Source organism: Pseudidiomarina fusca (genome assembly GCF_032227045.1).
GTDB classification, from domain to species: Bacteria; Pseudomonadota; Gammaproteobacteria; order Enterobacterales; family Alteromonadaceae; genus Pseudidiomarina; species Pseudidiomarina fusca.
In genome coordinates this window covers 186,197-205,916 of sequence record NZ_JANFPJ010000001.1, presented here as the reverse complement: position 1 = coordinate 205,916, position 19,720 = coordinate 186,197, and the positions used below count along the sequence as shown (strand labels likewise).

16 protein-coding genes are annotated in these 19,720 nt (G+C 49.1%); 10 read left to right on the top strand and 6 right to left on the bottom strand.

Annotated elements, in window-relative coordinates; translation table 11 throughout:
• Positions 1-52 precede the first annotated feature (52 nt).
• From mfd to NOG12_RS00910, 8 genes are all read left to right on the top strand, one after another.
• On the top strand, positions 53-3,526 hold the full coding sequence (gene mfd, locus NOG12_RS00945) for a transcription-repair coupling factor (RefSeq protein ID WP_313932162.1): 3,474 nt from the start codon (positions 53-55) through the stop codon (positions 3,524-3,526).
• Positions 3,523-4,749 carry a CsiV family protein gene (locus NOG12_RS00940; protein ID WP_313932161.1) on the top strand — a complete coding sequence of 409 codons (1,227 nt, stop codon included), beginning with the start codon at positions 3,523-3,525 and terminating at the stop codon, positions 4,747-4,749. Before mfd ends, NOG12_RS00940 begins: the two co-directional genes overlap by 4 nt.
• Before the next feature lie 16 nt (positions 4,750-4,765).
• Positions 4,766-5,257, top strand: a complete 492-nt coding sequence (locus tag NOG12_RS00935; RefSeq protein WP_110075364.1) for a MarR family winged helix-turn-helix transcriptional regulator — start codon at positions 4,766-4,768, stop codon at positions 5,255-5,257.
• Positions 5,229-7,052, top strand: a complete 1,824-nt coding sequence (locus NOG12_RS00930) for an ExeM/NucH family extracellular endonuclease (protein WP_313932160.1) — start codon at positions 5,229-5,231, stop codon at positions 7,050-7,052. Before NOG12_RS00935 ends, NOG12_RS00930 begins: the two co-directional genes overlap by 29 nt.
• A gap of 9 nt (positions 7,053-7,061) precedes the next feature.
• Positions 7,062-7,643 carry an RNA polymerase sigma factor gene (locus NOG12_RS00925; RefSeq protein ID WP_313932159.1) on the top strand — a complete coding sequence of 194 codons (582 nt, stop codon included), beginning with the start codon at positions 7,062-7,064 and terminating at the stop codon, positions 7,641-7,643.
• Positions 7,630-7,998 carry a hypothetical protein gene (locus tag NOG12_RS00920; RefSeq protein WP_313932158.1) on the top strand — a complete coding sequence of 123 codons (369 nt, stop codon included), beginning with the start codon at positions 7,630-7,632 and terminating at the stop codon, positions 7,996-7,998. Before NOG12_RS00925 ends, NOG12_RS00920 begins: the two co-directional genes overlap by 14 nt.
• A gap of 1 nt (position 7,999) precedes the next feature.
• Positions 8,000-8,857 (top strand): hypothetical protein, encoded by an 858-nt coding sequence (locus NOG12_RS00915; RefSeq protein WP_313932157.1) that lies wholly within the window; start codon positions 8,000-8,002, stop codon positions 8,855-8,857.
• A gap of 81 nt (positions 8,858-8,938) precedes the next feature.
• On the top strand, positions 8,939-10,336 hold the full coding sequence (locus NOG12_RS00910; RefSeq protein WP_313932156.1) for an alkaline phosphatase: 1,398 nt from the start codon (positions 8,939-8,941) through the stop codon (positions 10,334-10,336).
• A gap of 9 nt (positions 10,337-10,345) precedes the next feature.
• Here NOG12_RS00910 and asnB read toward each other — a convergent pair whose 3' ends face one another.
• Genes asnB through NOG12_RS00885 form a run of 5 tightly spaced genes read right to left on the bottom strand, consistent with a single transcriptional unit; the run spans position 10,346 to position 15,549 of the window.
• Positions 10,346-12,358, bottom strand: a complete 2,013-nt coding sequence (gene asnB, locus NOG12_RS00905; protein ID WP_313932155.1) for an asparagine synthase (glutamine-hydrolyzing) — start codon at positions 12,356-12,358, stop codon at positions 10,346-10,348.
• Positions 12,359-12,373: 15 nt separating this feature from the next.
• Positions 12,374-13,438 (bottom strand): aspartate/ornithine carbamoyltransferase family protein, encoded by a 1,065-nt coding sequence (locus NOG12_RS00900; protein ID WP_313932154.1) that lies wholly within the window; start codon positions 13,436-13,438, stop codon positions 12,374-12,376.
• 33 nt (positions 13,439-13,471) lie between these two features.
• On the bottom strand, positions 13,472-13,594 hold the full coding sequence (locus NOG12_RS00895) for a hypothetical protein (RefSeq protein WP_257119960.1): 123 nt from the start codon (positions 13,592-13,594) through the stop codon (positions 13,472-13,474).
• 12 nt (positions 13,595-13,606) lie between these two features.
• Positions 13,607-15,025, bottom strand: a complete 1,419-nt coding sequence (locus NOG12_RS00890) for a sodium:solute symporter family transporter (protein ID WP_313932153.1) — start codon at positions 15,023-15,025, stop codon at positions 13,607-13,609.
• Entirely contained in the window at positions 15,022-15,549 is a 528-nt protein-coding gene (locus tag NOG12_RS00885; protein ID WP_313932152.1) for a hypothetical protein, read from the bottom strand. The genes NOG12_RS00890 and NOG12_RS00885 overlap by 4 nt, the downstream gene beginning before the upstream one ends.
• 95 nt (positions 15,550-15,644) lie before the next feature.
• Between NOG12_RS00885 and NOG12_RS00880 the strand changes: the two genes are divergently transcribed.
• Together NOG12_RS00880 and NOG12_RS00875 are read left to right on the top strand one after the other, a co-directional pair.
• Positions 15,645-16,076, top strand: coding sequence for a 2-amino-4-hydroxy-6-hydroxymethyldihydropteridine diphosphokinase (locus NOG12_RS00880; protein ID WP_110075374.1), 432 nt, complete (start codon positions 15,645-15,647; stop codon positions 16,074-16,076).
• Positions 16,066-16,800, top strand: a complete 735-nt coding sequence (locus tag NOG12_RS00875; protein WP_313932151.1) for an SDR family oxidoreductase — start codon at positions 16,066-16,068, stop codon at positions 16,798-16,800. The genes NOG12_RS00880 and NOG12_RS00875 overlap by 11 nt, the downstream gene beginning before the upstream one ends.
• Positions 16,801-16,840: 40 nt before the next feature.
• Here NOG12_RS00875 and acnA read toward each other — a convergent pair whose 3' ends face one another.
• A complete protein-coding gene (gene acnA, locus NOG12_RS00870) occupies positions 16,841-19,522 on the bottom strand; it encodes an aconitate hydratase AcnA (protein ID WP_313932150.1) in 2,682 nt (893 codons plus the stop codon).
• Between the last annotated feature and the right edge of the window lie 198 nt (positions 19,523-19,720).

Here is a 19,720-nt window from a genome sequence, read left to right as displayed (position 1 = left end):
AGGTATACTTCATCACAACCTATATTGTTGGCTATCCGGACGTATTTTATTCATGACTCAGGTATCAATTTTCAGCCCTCCTACTCCAACTTCAGCAAGTATTGATCTTACCTGGCAAGAGTTACATGGCAGTAGCGTTGCTATGGCCCTAGGCCAAACCATTGAAAATCATCCCGGTCCAGTCTTAATAGTGACACCAGATGCGCCACAAGCGCACCGTCTCGAGCAAGAAATTGCCTACTTTACGCCAACTTGGCGAGAACACCTGTGGGTGTTTCCTGATTGGGAAACCCTACCTTACGATAGCTTTTCACCGCACCAAGATATTATTTCTGAGCGTCTCAAAGTGCTCGCGCAATTGCCAGATCTCAAACGCGGAGCTTTGATTGTATCACTCAATACCTTGCTGCACCGGGTGGCACCGAAAGATTTTGTCAGCGGTCAAGCATTGCAGTTGAACAAAGGGCAACAGCTAGATATTCACCAACTACGACAACGCCTAGAGCGGGCTGGATACCGCCACGTGGCGCAAGTCATGGAGCATGGTGAATTTTGCGTGCGCGGCTCGCTCCTTGATTTATTCCCGATGGGCTGCGATGAGCCCTACCGGCTTGATTTTTTTGACGACGAATTAGATTCTATTCGACTGTTTGATCCAGATACCCAACTGTCGGCAACCGAAATAGACGCAATCAATTTACTGCCGGCTCACGAGTTTCCTACCAACGAGACCGCAATTGAGGGGTTTCGGGCTCGCTACCGCGACTTGTTTAATGCCTCAAATGAGCGCGATTCAGTGTATTACCAGGTCTCTAATAAACATTTTCCGGGCGGTATCGAGTATTACCAGCCGCTGTTTTTTGAGCAGATGGCGACCTTATTTGATTATCTACCGGACAATGCCCTGCTGGTCACTTTTGGTGATATCCAAGGCAGTTTAGACAGCCTCTGGCATGACATTCAGCAACGTTATGAACAACGCCGCTATGATCCTTTGCGTCCACTGTTGGCTCCGCATCAGGTGTTCATGACGGTCGATCAACTACATGCCGGCTTTAAGCAATTGCCGCGGGTGCGTGCCATGGTACCCAGCGATAAAGCTCAGCCGGGGCCACAGCACTTTGCTACCGAAGCCCTTGCCGATATCGCAGTTAATCACCAGCTCAAAGATCCGCTGCAAAACTTACGCAACAAGCTCACCCAGCTACAACAGCAACAGTACCGCGTGCTATTTTTAGTTGAATCTGCAGGTCGCCGTGAAAGCTTACGAGAACTATTGGCACCACTTAAGTTGGCGCTCGCCGAAGTAGATGATCTGCAACAATTTGTCGATGGCAGCGCGCATACAGCCATTAGCATTGCTCCGGTCGTGCACTCGTTTCTCCTCCCAGCCCAACAACTTGCCATTATTACTGAAACTGAGTTGCTAGGGCACCGCATTAGCCAGCGTCGCCGCAAAGAGTCACAAACTGGCATCAACGCCGAGAATATGGTGCGTAACTTAGCTGAGTTACGTATCGGCCAACCGGTGGTGCACATTGATCATGGTGTAGGTCGTTATCAGGGGCTGAAAACCCTCGAGGCTGGTGGTATCACAACCGAGTTTGTGACTATTGAGTATGCCCAACAAAGCATTTTATATGTTCCGGTAGCCTCACTCCATGTTCTGAGCCGGTACAGCGGCGGTGAAGAAGCGTCAGCTCCACTGCACAAATTAGGCAACGACCAGTGGGAAAAAGCCAAACGCAAAGCGGCAGAAAAAATTCGTGATGTGGCCGCAGAGTTACTGGATGTCTATGCTAGACGCGAAGCCAAGCCAGGCTATGCTTTTCAGCTAAACCAAGAAGAATACCGCCGGTTTGCGGCGAGCTTTCCATTTGAAGAAACGGACGATCAACAACAAGCCATCGCTGGCGTGCTCGATGACATGCAAAGTAACCGAGCTATGGATAGGCTGGTGTGTGGCGATGTAGGTTTCGGTAAAACAGAAGTAGCCATGCGCGCTGCTTTTGTTGCGGTAAACGATGGCAAACAAGTGGCAGTATTAGTGCCTACGACCCTATTGGCACAACAACATTTTGAGAACTTTAAAGACCGCTTTGCCGATTGGCCCATCCGCGTAGAAGTACTGTCACGTTTTAAAACCAGCAAACAAACCAAACAAATACTAGCAGACCTCGCCGCTGGTAAGATTGATTTGGTGATTGGCACCCACAAATTACTGAGCGCCGATGTGGCCTTTCACGATCTTGGTTTGCTGATTGTCGATGAAGAACATCGCTTCGGCGTTCGCCAAAAAGAAGCGATTAAGCGTTTACGCGCTGATGTTGATATTCTGACCTTAACCGCAACGCCCATCCCAAGAACTTTAAATATGGCCATGCATGGGGTGCGAGATTTATCCATTATTGCCACCCCACCCGCCAAACGTTTGGCTGTTAAGACCTTCGTGCGCGAATATGATGAACCCACTATTCGCGAAGCTGTGTTACGTGAAATTTTGCGCGGAGGCCAAGTATATTTCCTCCACAACAATGTTGAAACTATTGAAAAAACTGCACGCGAATTGGCAGAATTAGTGCCCGAAGCACGCATCACTGTGGCGCATGGACAGATGCGAGAACGTGAACTTGAACGTATCATGTCTGATTTTTATCATCAGCGTTTCAATGTCTTGGTTTGTACCACCATTGTTGAAACAGGCATTGATGTACCTACTGCAAATACCATCATTATGGACCGCGCTGATCATTTAGGCTTGGCGCAGATGCATCAATTACGAGGCCGCGTTGGGCGTTCCCATCATCAAGCTTATGCCTATCTGTTAACGCCGCATCCGAAGCGCATGACCAAAGATGCCTTGAAACGCTTAGAGGCTATTTCGCAGCTTGAAGATCTTGGTGCTGGCTTTATGCTAGCTACTCATGATTTGGAAATTCGTGGCGCTGGTGAACTATTAGGTGACGAGCAAAGTGGCCAAATTGAAAGCATCGGCTTTACCTTATACATGGAGATGCTCGAGCAGGCCGTGCAAGCCATGCGTGATGGTAAAGAACCAGCACTTGAGCAATTGTTAAAAGCCCAAGCAGAGGTTGAGTTACGTGTTCCTGCGTTGCTGCCGGAAGATTATATTGGCGATGTGAATATTCGATTAAGCCTTTACAAGCGTATTGCTAGCGCCAACGGCCCACGCGAGTTAGATGAGATTCAAGTTGAGTTAATTGACCGCTTTGGTTTGCTGCCAGAACCCGTTAAAAACTTAGTACGAGTAACGGCTATTCGTAACCAAGCTGCGTTGTTGGGGCTGCGCAAAGTAGAAGGTAGTCAACAGGGAATTAGCTTGGAGTTTGGCCCAGATAATAAGGTACAACCAGCACAACTGATTGAGCTTATCCAAAGCCAACCGAATGTCTATAAACTAGACGGTCCTAATCGTTTACGCATTCTTATGAAAACTGAAGATACTCAAGCACGGTTGAAACTGGTAGAGTCTCTGTTGGAGCAATTATTACGAGGCACAGAATGAGGCTTTTAACTAGGCTAAGTAACAGCCATTCACTTCGTCCCCTAGCAAAACCCTTAGGCTCACTAGCAGTATGGTTGGTGCCGTTGGCGGTCATGATCACCAGTAGCATGTTGGCTCCCACTGCGGTTGCCCAAAGTAAACTGAGTGACCCCGAAAGCTGGCGCTGGTTTGAAGTCGAAGTTTTAGTTTTTAAACACCTCGATGCTGACACCAGTGAAAACTTCCCGTGGCTAGCACCACGCCAATTGCGCCCCAAGCATGACTTGTTGAGCAGCTACTACGCACCTAATTTTTGGGCGCTCTTGTTCGATTTACCCGTTTGCCCTGAAGCTGAAACTGAAGCTGAAAGCCCTGCGATTCGCACTCCAAGCCTCTGGTGTGCGCAGCAAGCTGAATTAGATTTAGAGCAGCGCCGGCCCTGGTATCAGCCCGAGCTGATGCTCCGGAGCTTAGCGCAAGCACCAACCAAGGTGGTCAGCGGTTATAACGGCGATATCAATACGGCAACGCGACCCTTTTTGCTCGATGCAGGCCAACACCAGTTAACTGAGATGCGTGAGCAACTAGAACGTCGGCGGGTGGGAACACCTTTACTCCATGTTACCTACCGCACCCCGGTCTTTACTCGTAATCAGAATTACAGCCTACGCCTGTTTGGTGGCAAAAATTACGGACATGAGTATGCACCTTCGGGCTATCAACTACCACCGATAGTCAGTGCTACTGACCTACCATCGCAACCTGAAGCTGCGCTGACTGGCAGCGAAGCAACTGCGCCGGCGAGCGAGCAATTATTCACCGAACTTAACTGGTTACTAGAACAAGCCAACCAGCAACAATTACAATTAAATTACAGCGATACGGGTACGCCGAATCCACCACCATTGCGCCAGCCCCGGCCAGATAACCAACGCACTGAGGCGGTGTGGGAACTTGATGGCTTGCTTCATATTTATTTGGTAGGCAACTATTTGCATATCGACAGCCAGTTAGAGCTGCGCGAACCGCAAGCAGTGCGCTTCAATCAACGTCAATTGAGTGCGCAAGTTGAGCAGGCACTGCAACAGCTAACAGCAACTGAAAGTACTAGTGATTGGTTCTTACGAAGTTACCGCTTAGAACAGTTACGCCGAGTGATTAGTCACGAAACCCATTACTTTGATCATCCTAAATTAGGCTTAGTGGTACAAATTAGACGGACCGATCGCTCCGCTAGACGCTAGTCAGGGAGAGATATCTATGGAAAAATACGAAGAATTATTATTAGCTTTGCGCAAGGTGATTCGCGCGACTGATTTGTATTCAAAGCAGTTGAATAAAACAACCGGGCTGACCGCTCCACAACTGCTGATTTTACGTGAGATAGCAGCCTGCCCCGCCGGGATAACTGCCAGCTCAGTTGCACAGAATATTACCTTAAGCCCAGCCACCGTAAGTAACGTAATTGACCGTCTTGAACACCGGCAGTTGATTCACCGCGAACGCAGTACGTTAGATAAACGTCGCGTGGTATTAACATTAACAGCGGCAGGTCAGGCCCGTTTAGCTGATGCCCCGCGACCTTTGCAAGAAAACTTTATCGGTAAGTTTCAAGCGCTCGCTGATTGGGAACAATCCCAATTGGTGGCAGCGATGCAACGAATTGCCACCATGATGGATGCAGAAAAACTAGATGCAGCCGAGATACTTGAAGTAGGAAGCTATGAACAACAAAAATTCAATTCGCGCTAACATTCCAACCAAGAAGTTAATCCGTGCGGTTGCACTTGCGCCACTAGCCTTGATGCTGGCGAGTTGTGCTAATACTGAAACCAATCCTGCCTGTCTTGCTGACACCACCGCCATTGCGACCATTCAGGGGGCCAGCGACAGATCTACGCTGGTTGGTCAAATGGTTACCACGCGGGGCATTATTACCGCTGATTGGACTGCAACAGAGCAACTGGGCGGTTTTTTTATCCAAAGTACCAGTGCCGACCAAGATCAAGACCCAGCTACTGCTGAAGGACTTTTTATTGCCACTGAAGAGTTACCGGCAACGGCTGCAGCAGGTAGTTTCGTTTATGTGACCGGGGTGGTTGCTGAAGCGCAACAATTAACGCAACTGCAGCAAGTTAGCAGCGTCAGCATCTGTAGTACGCCACAAACGTTACCTGAACCGATCGCTCTGCAGCTGCCTCAGGCTGAGGCGAATAGTTTTGAGCAATACGAGGGCATGTTAGTTGCCTTTGCCCAAGATTTAGTAGTTAACGGACACTATCAGTTAGCGCGCCATGGCCAATTTGAAGTTGCCCATGAACGCCTCTATACCCCAACCCAAGTGGTTGCTCCTGGAGCCGATGCCCAACAACTTGCACAGCAAAACCAACTGGCTAAATTACTGATTGATGACAATCAGGCACCGAACCCTACTCAAGTACCTTTCCCTGCGCCTGAGTTAAGTGCGGATAACACCTTGCGCAGTGGCGATACCCTGCAGGGCGCCGTAGGTATTATGAGCCAATATCAGCGTCAGTACCGCTTGCAACCAACCACGCAATTAACGTTTGAGGCCAGTAATCCACGCCCAGCAGCACTGCCACAACCAGCCCAAAACACCATTCGAGTGGCGGCTTTTAACGTCCTTAATTATTTTAACGGCGAAGGCGACGCAAAAACTTTCCCTACCCAACGGGGTGCTAAAACTGCCGCACAATTTAAACGCCAACACGATAAAATTGTGGCCGCCTTGGCAGCGATGAATGCTGACATCATAGGTTTGATGGAAATTGAGAACGATGGCTACGCTGAGCACAGCGCTATAGTTGAGTTAACCCAGGCGCTAGCAGTTAAAACAGGTCAGCCTTGGCGTTTTATTCAGGCAGGTGACGAGCGTTTTGGTAGCGATACTATCACCAATGGCTTGCTTTACCGCAGCGACAAAGTAGAGCCTCAAGGAGCCGTTGTCAGTATCAATCAGGCTCCGTTTGATAGCCGTAGCCGGTTACCACTGATTCAACGTTTTGCACCACTTAATACGGTCGAAAATCTAGTAGTTGCCGTTAATCACTTTAAATCTAAGGGCAGTTGCCCGAAAGATAGTAGCCACCCGGATGCGAATCAAGACGATGGCCAAGCCTGTTGGAATGCCACGCGCACCCAATCGGCTGAACTCTTAGCTGATACGTTAGACCAGCACCCCGAGCTGAACCGGCATAGCTTACGAGTGCTGCTCGGTGACTTTAACGCATACGCCAAAGAAGACCCTATCACCACCCTGCTTAGCAAAGGTTACTACAATCGTTTGAATAGCTTTGACGCAGCGGCATACAGCTATGTGTATGACGCTCAAGCAGGCAGTCTTGATCATTTGCTGGTATCAGCAGCACTGAACCCGCGGGTCGTTAAGCAAGGTATCTGGTCGATCAACGCTGATGAGCCAACTGCGCTGCAGTACAGTTACGCTGATACCCAAGCCCATTGGTATGCGCCATCTGCGTATCGAGCTTCTGACCATGACCCTGTGTATGCTGATATTCAATTTTAAGTAACAACCATGAGCGCAACAGGGTTTGGTCAACCGGTTAGTGTCACGCTGGTGCAAGCTGCTCAGCGTGGCCAAAACACCGCCCAGCGGCAGTTATTTGAGCAATTTCAACGGCCCGTACTGCAAACCCTGTTTGGCTTGTGTCATGACCGTGAGCAAGCCAAAGATTGGGCCCAAGAAGTCTTTCTGCAAGCCTTTGCAAAGCTACCCCAACTACGTGAGCCACAAGCTTTTGGCGGCTGGTTGAAAAAGTCTGCAATAAACTATGCCCTCGCACAACTCAGAAAGCAGCATCTTGATCTAGACCTCGACAGCGACTATCAGCAACTGCTTGATACTAACTCAGACCCGAGCCAAACCGCCGACTGGCACAGTTTTGGTGAGTTAGAAAACATTCTGCCAGTATTAACTGCTGCCGAACGCAGCTTAGTATGGTTATACTTAGTAGAAGACTATAATCATAATGAATTAGCTGCCATGTTTGATACCACTGCTGCTACTGTGCGTAAAAGGTATCAACGCGCCCTAGACAAATTGCGGCAAGCACAACAATCCGATGCACCCACAGGAGGCCCCGATGACGTCTCGTGAAGAGCAACAGCTGAAACAACAACTGAGCCAATGGTCGGCCCAGCAAACCGCAGATTTGCACCTGACTTGGCCTAAGCCACGCCGGCGCCAACTTACCTTAGCTCGCTGGCCCTGGTTATTGTTGCCGACTGCGGCTACACTGGCCTGGTTTTGGTTAGCCGGACCCTACCATCAACAAATGATCCCAGCGACCGCTCCAGCAAGCTCACAACAACCGATGCTGCTGGCTGCCGACTATCAACTAGAAACCATGGATCGGCAAATTCAACAAGCGGTGTTGGCAGAGGCCGACAGCGCCACCATTGAGCAACTTTTAGCCGCTCGTAACAGCATGTTGACTAGGGACGCTTGGTAAGATGACTGCTTATTATCGCTGGGTTGTAGTTACCCTCACTTTGTTACTTGCAGTTTGCTTTAGCGCTGTAGCTGGTACCGTGGCAGCGGCCCAGCAAAGCGAAGAACAGATCCGCCAGCAGGCACGTGATACCGCTATTGCCGCTAGTAAACTCTATGGTTCACAGCCAGCCGTATTATTGCAGGAGCCGCCGCGTAGCTATATTGATTGGGGTGCGGTGTTGCGCACCAACGGTACCGTTTTGGTCGTACGCAGCAACAGCACGGCCGCTCAATTAGGTTTGCAACAAGGCGATGTCGTACAACAGGTCGATGATTTAGTGTTGACGGAGGTTGGTTTAGACGCGGTGTTAGGTTATCTCGAAAGTTTGGAGCATCAGCAGCAGGTCACCCTACAAGTGCTGCGCCAACAACAAAGCATCACCCTCTCGGGTCCAGCCCAAGCTACCTTGATCCCCGGCTGGCGGTTGATTGTTGATCATCAGTTTAATGAGCTCAACCTTACCACTAACCAAAGCAAGGTGTGTGGACGCATTAGCGTATTTCAACAACCACCAGCCGCACACGATTTGTATGCTGTGCTAATTACTCGTATTAATAACCGTAGCATTGATGCACAAACGGCAGTGGTGCAATTAAGTCCTGGTACCTATCAAATCGAGCTGATGGAATTGATTGCCAGCAAAGACTTTCGTCGTTATCGGCAACAACCACGCACGCAGACCTTTAGTTTAGAGGTGGCTGCCAATACCACGTACCATCTCGGTGCGCAGTATCCGTTAGCTGCGATCGATGATAACAGCCACGATTGGCTACCCAAAGTGTGGAAGCGAACGCAGCGCCAATGCATCGCCCAGTAACTGAACCTTAGCTTGTCATTAAGCTGTCATAGCTAAGTTTTAAGCTTTGTTATTAAACCTGCTTTATTTTTAGGAGTTGTTATGAAGTTTTCGGCCCCCGCGGTTAAATTTGGTTGCCTTGCCAGTAGTATTGCCGCTGCCCTGGTACTCAGCGCATGTGCTAACCAGCCAGCAGCTGACGGCAATAGCGCAGCAGCTAATGCAACGGCTACAAGCTCCGGTGCACCTAATATTATTTTCATGATTGGTGACGGTATGGGGTTTGAATACATTTCAGCCTATCGCTATGCCATGAGTGAACTTGGCGCCGGTGAGCTAGCAGCAACTCCTTTTGATGACCTGTTAACTGGCGCGGCAACTACCTATCCTGATGACGATACTTGGGTAACCGACTCAGCTGCCAGCGCAACTGCCCTTGCTACAGGTGTGAAAAGCTACAACGGCGCGATAGGAATTGATGCGCAAAAAAATCCACAACAAACGCTGATGGAAAAAGCTCGTGAACATGGCTGGGGCACCGGTGCTGTAGCTACCGTTCAAGTCAACCATGCCACTCCAGCAAGCTTTTTTACCCATCACCCTTCACGAAATCAATATAACGAGATTGCCGATAGCTATGCTAGCCAAGTCACTAACGGTGGCTTGAGCTTTGATGTGTTATTAGGTGGCGGCTATCAGTATTTTCATCGGGATGATAAAAACTGGCTGCCGCAGTTGCAGCAGCAAGGTTTGAGCATCCTTACCGATGCCACTGAATTGGATCAACAACAGCAACTGCCGGTATTAGGCTTGTTTGCTGACAAAGCCTTACCTTTCGCCATCGATGATAAGCCAGGCCGCCTTGCTCACATGACCAGCCAAGCATTACGCTTACTCACCGAGCAAAGCCAGCAAACCAACAAGCCGTTTGCCTTGATGGTAGAAGGCAGCATGATTGACTGGTGTGGGCATGCCAACGATATCGCTTGTGCGGTGCATGAGATGGCCGATTTTGCTGCCGCAGTGCAGGTTGTGCGTGAGTACCTAGCGCAGCACCCAAATACCCTATTAGTGATTACTGCCGACCATTCAACCGGTGGTTTAACCCTAGGCCAAGGCGGTGAATACGCATGGCATTCAGAACAGGTTATGGGCATTACTGCTTCGTTAGAGCAAATGACCAAACAATTATTGCAACTACCGCGTGAGCAATGGCGTGATTATCTAGCCCCAATCCTGAACTTACCGGTAACGGAACAACAATGGCAGCAGCTAGAGCAAGTGCAGATTGACGACTCATTGCGTGGCCGCGATCGGCAATATCCGCTAGGTAAGGTATTGGTGCAGATCATTAGCGAACACACTCGTACCGGCTGGACCACCACCGGTCACACCGCGGTTGATGTTCCGGTGATGGCAACCGGCCCTGGTGCGGAGGCCTTCCGTGGCTATTTAGACAACACCGAGTTAGCTCAAGCATTGCTGCAACTGGTACGCTAATCTAACTGCTTAAGCATGCCAGCCTAGCTCATCTGCCCGTTGCTGAGCTAGGGCTGGCACATCAGTTTTTATAAAGTGATGATGCATGATCTGCACCCCGAGCAGATGATTAATAAGTGCATCTAACTGTACTTTTTCATCGATAGGCACCTGCTCTGACTCGTGTCGCTGAAACACTTCTTGTACCTGTTGATAATCCAGTAACCCTGCTTCCGCAATAGCCTCAGCTGATAAATAATGCTGCGCCAACTTTAATACCGCCTGCCATTTAGCTGGATCTGTGTGGGCCGGCGGCGCCATAAAGGCAAATTTCTCGCGCTTATACAATACCTCGGGCAGGAGTCCCCTCATTGCTTCACGCAACACATACTTTTCTTTATTGCCTTTGATACGCAAGTGCGGCGGTACCTTAAATGCATACTCCGCCAAATGATGATCTAAGAACGCTGGCCGTGCTTCCATCGAGTGAGCCATATCAACTCGGTCTCCGCCCCAAGTTAAAATCTGCCCTTCTAACATGGTCTTGATCCACACATATTGTGCTCTATCCAGTGGATGACGACCTTGTAACATGGTTTCATCTAAGGTCTCAGCAATAGCTTTACCAGCGTCATAATCTTCTAAGTACTGCCTTCTCTTAGCCGCGATTAATGGCAAAGCTTGTTCACCACAACTCAGCCAAGGCTGCACACAACTCGGAGTAAATCCCATTTTAGCGTTGAAAGCAGGGCTAATGAATTCTTCACGCGCTAACATAGCACCCTTAAAGAGTTGATTATTTTTCTCTAACAACTGCTGCCAGGCTTGCCGCTCCGACTCAGGGAGATGGTCGAGTCCGTGCAAGAACATATCCTTACGAAACGCCGGATATCCGGCAAACAACTCATCAGAGCCCTCACCTGTTAACACCACCTTATAGCCTACCTGATTAACTTGCTGGCTCATAAGATACTTAGCCACCCCAAGGGTATTATAAATGGTACGTTCGGTATGCCAGATGGTGGCGACAAAATGGTCATACAAATCATCGCTATTTAGCCGCATAATATGATGTTCGGCACCGGTGGCGGCGGCCATTTCTTCAGCAATAGGCGTTTCATCGTAAGCGTCGGCATCAAACCCAATGGTAAAAGCTTTAATCGGGTGCTGACTGGCGGCTGCTGATAAGCCCAAAATAGCACAGCTATCAATCCCGCCTGACAAATAGCATCCCACCGGCACATCTGCCGTTAAACGATGCTGAACCGCCTCGAGCAAGTGCTTGCGAACCCCATCAATGTATTCTTGTTCGTTCACCTCAGCGCCCGGATAATCACTCTCTAGCGGAAAATTCACATCCCAATAGCAGTGCGAAGAAATATCCAGTTGCCCATGGCGTCGTTTGATTTTTACCACATGCCCCGGAGGCACTTGATAGACCCCTTGAAAGGCCGTAGTGCCTGGCACCATCACTTGGATTAACTGGTGATACAGGCCTTCGTCGGAAAACTCTCGAGTGACTTCTGGGTGGGCAAACAGCACTTTTAACTCAGATCCAAACACCACGCCGGTCTCTGTCATGGTGTAATACAAGGGTTTGATGCCAAAGCGGTCGCGCACAAGATAGAGACAATCTTCGGTTTGATCGTACAAACTAAAAGCAAACTCGCCCCGCAAGTGCGTCAGCGTTTCAGCTAAACCATAGGCTTGGTAGAGATGCAGTACAATTTCTGAATCACTTTTACTCTGAAAACGAGCCCCTGCTGCAGTTAATTCCGCTCGAATTCGTTTAAAATCATAGAATTCACCATTATGAGCTAATAGCAAGTTACCGTCTGTAGAGACAAATGGCTGGCGCCCACGCTGTTCATTGAGGTCGATAATAGACAACCGCGCATGGCTAAAACCGACGCCCGTGTCTTTCAAAATTTGGTAACCAAAGCCATCAGGACCACGATGGTGCATGATGGCTGCCATATTGACCAAGGTTTGTGGCTGTGGTGCTTGGCCATGCTGATTAAAAATTCCGGCTATTCCACACATACAACTCTCCTTGCGTTAGACAACATCAATCACTCGCTCAGCACGCTCTACCATACAGGTCAGCAACGCCATACGTAAAAATACTGCCCCTCGAGCTTGGCTAAAGTACCAATTGTGCGGGGTATGATCTAACTCCGTTGAAAGCTCTTCGCCGCGGGCTAACGGATGTAAAATAATCGCATCTGCTTTAAGTGGCGACTTAGCATGTAAATGAAAAGCATCACCGTAGGTATGAAAGGTATCGCCCTCCCACGAGATAGCATTGATGTAAACCACATCGAGACTAGGTAAACAATCGTTGAGCTCGGTACTCGTGGTCACCTTGATGCCACGTTGCGATAATTGCTCTCGTTGCCCCGGCGCAAAAAGCTCAGCGCTGCTGGCGGTATCATGAATAATCACCAACTCACTCACCGCATGAGCAAATACTGAGAGGCCTTTAAGCAAACTGCGCACCGTGCGCATTTTATTAGGAACCCCAATCACACCGATCTTAATTTGGGCCCCCGAACGGGCATCCAACAGCTCGGGGCGCCACTTGAAGATGGCATACAAATCAGCCAGCGCTTGGGTGGGATGTTCATCTAAGCCATTGCCAGCGTTAATAATGGGGATGCGCAGCGCATCCATCATTTCATACAAGGACGATTGCTGGTTATCTCTAAGCACCACACAATCCCCGTAGTTATTAAACATCTCGGCCACGTCTGCTAAAGCCTCACCTTTGGCAATACCCGTTGTAGAACGATCGGTAATCGACATGATATCGCCACCTAATCGGTGCCAAGCGCTTTCAAAGCTTAACCGCGTACGAGTACTAGGCTCATAAAAGGCACTAATCAGGATCTTATTTTGCAAAGGAGAGCTAAACCGCTTCGGATTACTTTCTATTTTAGCCGCTAGCCGAAACAGTTGCTTCATGGTGTTCTGATCGAGCTGATCACCCGTCACTATGTGTTGGTTGGCCAGTTGCAAGAGATAATCGCCATCTTCTTGAATCGCCCTCAGCAAGGCCTTGGGATGAGCGTCTCCGTACACATCCGGCCGCTTACGCTCAAACGAAATATCATTTGTATTCATAAATTTAGCTTCCTAACTTAAGATAATCTGGGGCTACCACAAGCCTTGCTGACGCCAATCGCGCACCCACAGCAACAAGAGTACTAGGGGCGCTACGGCGGCTAACACCAAGCAACTTAAAATGAGTCCTTGTAACCATTCTGCGCTTATCAACATGATGCTTTAGTCCTATCGTTGTTGTAATAACTGCCAATCAAATCGGCTGCGGCTGCGTATCACGCCAATCATACAAATACTGCTAGATATCAAACAGGATAGTAACGCCGCTACATAGAAACCAATCAGCAGGTAACCTACTAAACCAGCACAGGTGCCAAGTAGCATGGCCGCAGTAGCGTAGCTGCCCGTTAATTTGGGTTGATATAGCCCTAGAATAATCGGCATGATGGTGCTGGCAACAAAAGCGCCAGCAAAATTAAGCAGTGCTCCCAACGTAGCTAGCTGAGGTAAGCAAAGCAGCCAAGTTAAAATACCCAAGGCCACAATACTGTAGCGATTAACCTTTAATAATTGCTGATCATTGGCTTGTGGGCGCAGCTGCTGTTGATAGATATCACGAGTAAGTAAATCTGCGCTAGCGGCAAGCAAGGAGTCTAAGCTCGAGGCCAGGGCTGAAAAGACCACCACAAATACCACCACGGCCCCTACTTTGCCCAATACTGCCGCTGCTACCATTGGGCCAACCATGTCTGCCGATGGCGGGAAAATGCCGAGCTGTGGCGCCGCTAAGGCAATAAAGCCGGTGACTATGGGGATCGGTAGCCACAACAAGCCACCCAATACGAACGCCTTAGCGCCAACCTGACTCTTGAATGACAGTGCCCGTGTCCACCAAACGTTTGAGTGAAAAATCTCGCCCAAACCGAAAAAAATATTATTAAACAAAAACATGATTGCTGCGGGGAACAGCAGATCTAATAATTGCGGGTGCTGCTGCGTTAACTGTTCGTGCACGCTCGTAACGCTCACTTGGGTTAGCAATAGCCCTGCTACCACCACCACACCGATAATAATGATGACTGCTTGCACAAAATCTGTAGCTATCACCGCTTTAAAACCGCCAAACAGGGTGTAACCGACGCAGATCACCAAAATAGCTGTCATTCCCAGATGGTAATCTAGACCGCTGAGGGCCTGCAGGAGGATGCCTCCGGCCATGCCCAAACTGACCAACCAGGCAAGAGCATAAACTGCAGAAATGACTAAGAATAGATACCAGGCCGGTTTGCCGTAGCGGCTGCGAACAAAATCACCAGCGGTATAACCACCGGGCATGAGTTGCTTTATCCGTTTTGCTAAGGGCGCAAACAGCAACAGGCCGAGCGCTGCAAAAGAATAGCCAACCATGCCCCACACCCCAAACTGATAGGTTAACTGCGGTGCTACCAGAGTAGTGTTACTGGTCACCCAAGTAGCCATGGCGGTAGCAGCAGCCAAGGCCAGCCCTACTTGTCGCCCAGCCAAGGCAAAATCTTCATGGCTACGGTTGCTGCGCCCCAACCAATAGCCGAAAGCTATCCAACCTGCACCAAATAGCACCACCAGCGTTAAGCCGAGTTGCGGAGTTAGTGCATAGGCACTGCTCATAAAGGCTCCTCGGTAGCGTTAGCGGAGCGATAGGCTCCCTTTGCAATCACCACCACCACTATCACAAACAGACCTAATCCCAAGCTGAATAAGCTCAGGGCTTGCCATAACGGATAGTGATCTACTTGTACCTTCACCACGTTACTGTAGTTGTTATTGCTAGCTCGCAAGCGAAAATAGTAAGTGCCGTTGGCAAAGCCAGACAAGGTCAGTTGTTGGGTGTTAACCGGCCAAGGGTAAAGTGCTAGCGGTTGCTGGTTGTTTAACTGGGTAGCGGTAGGTGCTGCGGACCACCGCTCTAACTGCCAGGTTGTGGCTGCAGGAGCGGTATTACTACGCAACACAAAATAACCTTCTTTGCTCATCTCTACACTGGTGAGCTCAAGGGCGTTAGGTTCAGCGAGCAGGCTAGCTTTGGAGTTAGCACTGGCGGGTCCCGCCTGCATCAGCGACAATAGTAGCGCTAGCAGCGTGATAGAGAAAAATAACTCAATAATAAAGCGCTTGGTTGTTGGTTGCGGCACTCGTCCTTCCCGTAGCTCTTTGTTACAGGCTAGCAAGTGCAGAAAATCATTGCAACTTGGGGTATGCTCACAGCAATCGTGACGTAAGGATTAGCATGAATCGAATCTATCTTTGTAGTATGGGGGCCAATTTAGCTCCTGAGCAGAATTTTAAATTAGCCAAGCAGCAGCTAACCACCCTAGGCGAGGCTTGGTATTCGGCAGCCTTGTATACCCAGCCGGTGGCGATTGAAACCGACCATGAATTCTTAAATGCGTTGCTGCTATTACGCACCAGTTATAACCCCGAACAACTTAAGCAGCAGTTTAATGCGATTGAAACCAGTTTAGGTCGAGACCGCACCGACCCAAACTGTAGCCATAAAGATCGGCCGATGGATTTAGATATATTAGGTGAACTGCAAGCACCAACCACAGCAACGCATCAGCAAGTATGGCAACAAGTGCCGGCTTATCTAGCCGATGTGGTGCCAGACTTACAACGCCAATGGCAGCAATTATATGAAGGAAAACGCCATGCCAGCTAACTCTCCTCCTCAAACACCCGTTGCTTTGATTACCGGGGCCGGCCGGCGCTTTGGTTTTACCTTAGCCAAAGCACTACTAGCCGAGGGCTACCAAGTGTTCGCCCACTATCATACCTCGCGCGACGGTATTGCCGAGCTCGAACAATTAGGAGCTGTTGGTTTGGCCGCCAACTTAGCAGACTTAAACCAAGTGTTAGCGTTAGCTGAGCAACTTAAGCAACACACCCAGCGACTTGATTTGCTCGTCAATAATGCGTCGTGCTTTTTCAACAACGCCACTGTGGATGACCAGCTAGATCATTTAACGGCTGTGTTAAATGTACACACGGCAGCGCCCTATTTGCTCATACGTGAACTGGCACCATTATTACGACAAAGCCAAAATCAGCAAGCTATGGTGCTGAATATCACCGACATCTATGTGGATAGCCCAGCCACCGACTACATCGCTTACTGTGCGGCGAAAGCGGGTTTAGCCAGCCTCACGCAGGCATTCGCCAAGCACTTAGCCCCGCACATACGAGTCAATGCTATTCAGCCTGGGCCTATTTTATTTTTACCCGAGCATGATTCAGAACATCGTCGTAAAGTATTAGCGCAAACGCCTTTGAAAGTTGAAGGAGGCCTTGAGCCCATGCTTGCGGCGGTACGTTTTTTACGCGATAACCCCTATGTTACTGGCGAATCCATAAAAGTAGACGGCGGTCGCGCGCTCAATATTTGAGCCGCTTACCACCGTCTTTCTTAACTGCAGGTGCTAGCTATTATGCCGCTAGCATCTGCCGTAGGACATAATGCAAAATACCGCCACTGCGATAGTATTGCAGCTCGTTACTGGTATCGATGCGACATTTCACCTTAAACTCAACCGTGCTGCCATCTTCTTTTGCTGCCTGCACAGTAAGCATTTGTCCGGCTTTTAGCTCATCGCTCAGGCCCAAGATGCTGATTTGCTCAGTACCATCCAATCCGTGAGCTTGCGCTCCTTCACCATCCACAAACTGTAGTGGTAACACGCCCATCCCCACCAAGTTAGAGCGATGAATACGCTCAAAGCTCTCAGCAATAACGGCTTTGACGCCCAGCAAGGTGGTACCTTTAGCTGCCCAGTCACGGCTAGAGCCGGTTCCATATTCCTTGCCAGCTAGCACCACCAAAGGTGTTTGTTCTTGTTGATAACGCATAGCGGCATCATAAATCGATAATTGCTCACCCGATGGAATATGACGGGTATATCCGCCTTCCACGCCATCTAGCATACGGTTTTTAATGCGGATATTTGCAAAAGTACCGCGCATCATCACCTCATGGTTACCGCGACGTGAACCGTACGAGTTAAAGTCTGCTGGTTTTACGCCATGCTCTTGTAGATACTTACCTGCCGGCGAGTCAGCTTTAATTGAACCCGCGGGTGAAATATGGTCCGTAGTAATTGAGTCACCAAACAAAGCGAGAACTCGCGCTTTGTTGATGTCCGTAATAGCCGCCAACGGCTGGTCAATCGCAGTAAAGTACGGCGGATTTTTCACGTAAGTTGAATCATCGCTCCATTGATAAGTTTCGCCCTCACCAATAGGAATGGCACGCCACTCTTCATCGCCTTTGAACACCTCACCGTATTCTCTGCGGAACATATCACCATCAACTAACTGCACCGCCTGCGCAATTTCATGATTGGTTGGCCAAATATCTTTCAGATAAACCGGCTTTCCGTCGTTATCTGTCCCTAAGGGCTCACTGCTTAAATCGATGCGGGTAGTGCCTGCTAGCGCATAAGCAACCACCAAAGGTGGTGACGCTAACCAGTTTGCTTTTACATCTTGGTGGATCCGACCTTCAAAGTTTCGGTTACCCGATAGCACCGAACTTACGGTTAAATTGCCAGCACGGATGGCATCAGTAATATTATCTGGTAACGGACCTGAGTTACCGATGCAAGTGGTACAGCCGTAGCCTACCAAATTAAATCCAAGTTCATCTAGATATTGGGTTAATCCCGCTTTAGCAATGTAGTCAGTGACCACTTTAGAGCCTGGCGCTAACGATGATTTGACCCAAGGTTTGCGTTGCAAACCTTTCTCTCTGGCTTTTTTAGCCACTAAACCGGCCGCCATCATCACACTTGGGTTAGAGGTGTTCGTACAAGAGGTAATAGCAGCAATCACCACATCGCCATGGCTAAGTTCATAATCGGTACCTGCCACAGGTTGGGATTTTTCCGTTTCGCTCGCTTGCCCATTGCTTTCTAAGAACAAATCAAAAGCCGCACCTAATTGTGGTAAAGCAACTTTATCTTGTGGCCGTTTAGGCCCTGCTAAAGACGCTGCTACCGTGCTTAAATCAAGTTCCAAAGAGGCGGTAAAACTTGGTTCATCACCACTTTCACGCCACATGCCTTGCGCTTTAGCATAAGCTTCAACCAAAGCAATCGTATCGGCATCACGCCCTGACAATTCCAAGTAGCGCAAGGTTTCTTGATCGACCGGGAAAAAGCCACAAGTTGCACCATATTCAGGCGCCATGTTACCAATAGTGGCGCGGTCAGCCAGTGGCAAATGGTCCAAACCGGGGCCATAGAATTCAACAAACTTACCGACCACGCCATGTTTTCGTAGCATTTGCGTCACGGTAAGAACTAAATCGGTAGCGGTAACGCCTTCCGGTAAGCGTCCGGTTAATTTAAACCCAACCACCTCAGGTATCAGCATAGATACAGGCTGACCTAGCATAGCTGCTTCAGCTTCAATACCACCGACGCCCCAACCGAGTACCCCCAAACCATTAATCATGGTCGTGTGAGAGTCGGTTCCGACTAAGGTATCAGGCATCACATAGGTCTTATCGCCTTGTTGCTTGGTCCAAGCTACTTTAGCTAAATATTCTAAATTCACCTGATGGCAAATACCGGTGCCAGGTGGAACCACACGGAAATTCTCAAACGCATGCTGGCCCCAACGTAAAAACTGATAGCGCTCAAAGTTGCGCTCCATTTCTATTTTTACGTTCTGTTTGAAGGCTTCTGCTGAGGCGTACTTATCTACCATCACCGAATGGTCAATAACCAAATCTACCGCCGATAATGGATTGATCTGATTCGGGTTCTGCCCCGCTTTAGCAACAGCATCACGCATTGCTGCCAAATCAACCACCGCTGGTACCCCAGTAAAATCTTGCATGAGCACCCGTGCTGGCCGGTACTGAATCTCACGATCTGAACTGCGTTCGTGCAACCACTTAGCAATGGCTTCAATATCAGTTTTAGTTACGGTTTCGCCATCTTCATTGCGTAGCAAGTTCTCTAATAAAACCTTCATGGAGTTAGGTAACTTGTCTATATCTGCGAGCTCGCTGAGTTGCGCGGCCGCCTTTGGTAGACTGTGATAATGATAGGTTTTACCGTTAACTTCTAAGGTACTTAAGGTGTTAAAACTGTCGTTACTCGACATGAGGCACTCCTTATCTGTAAAAACCGCTAAGCCCCGATTCAGTTGGCTTCGCTGGTTATTTTTGCAACATCCTAAAAGCCTAGCTTGAAATGATTGAATACGCTAGTCGACGTCAGTGCGCGATCACTTAAACTAAGCTACTGATATTCACTATGAAACCTTCTCATACAAAGATCAACCACCGCCCTGTTGCCTTCG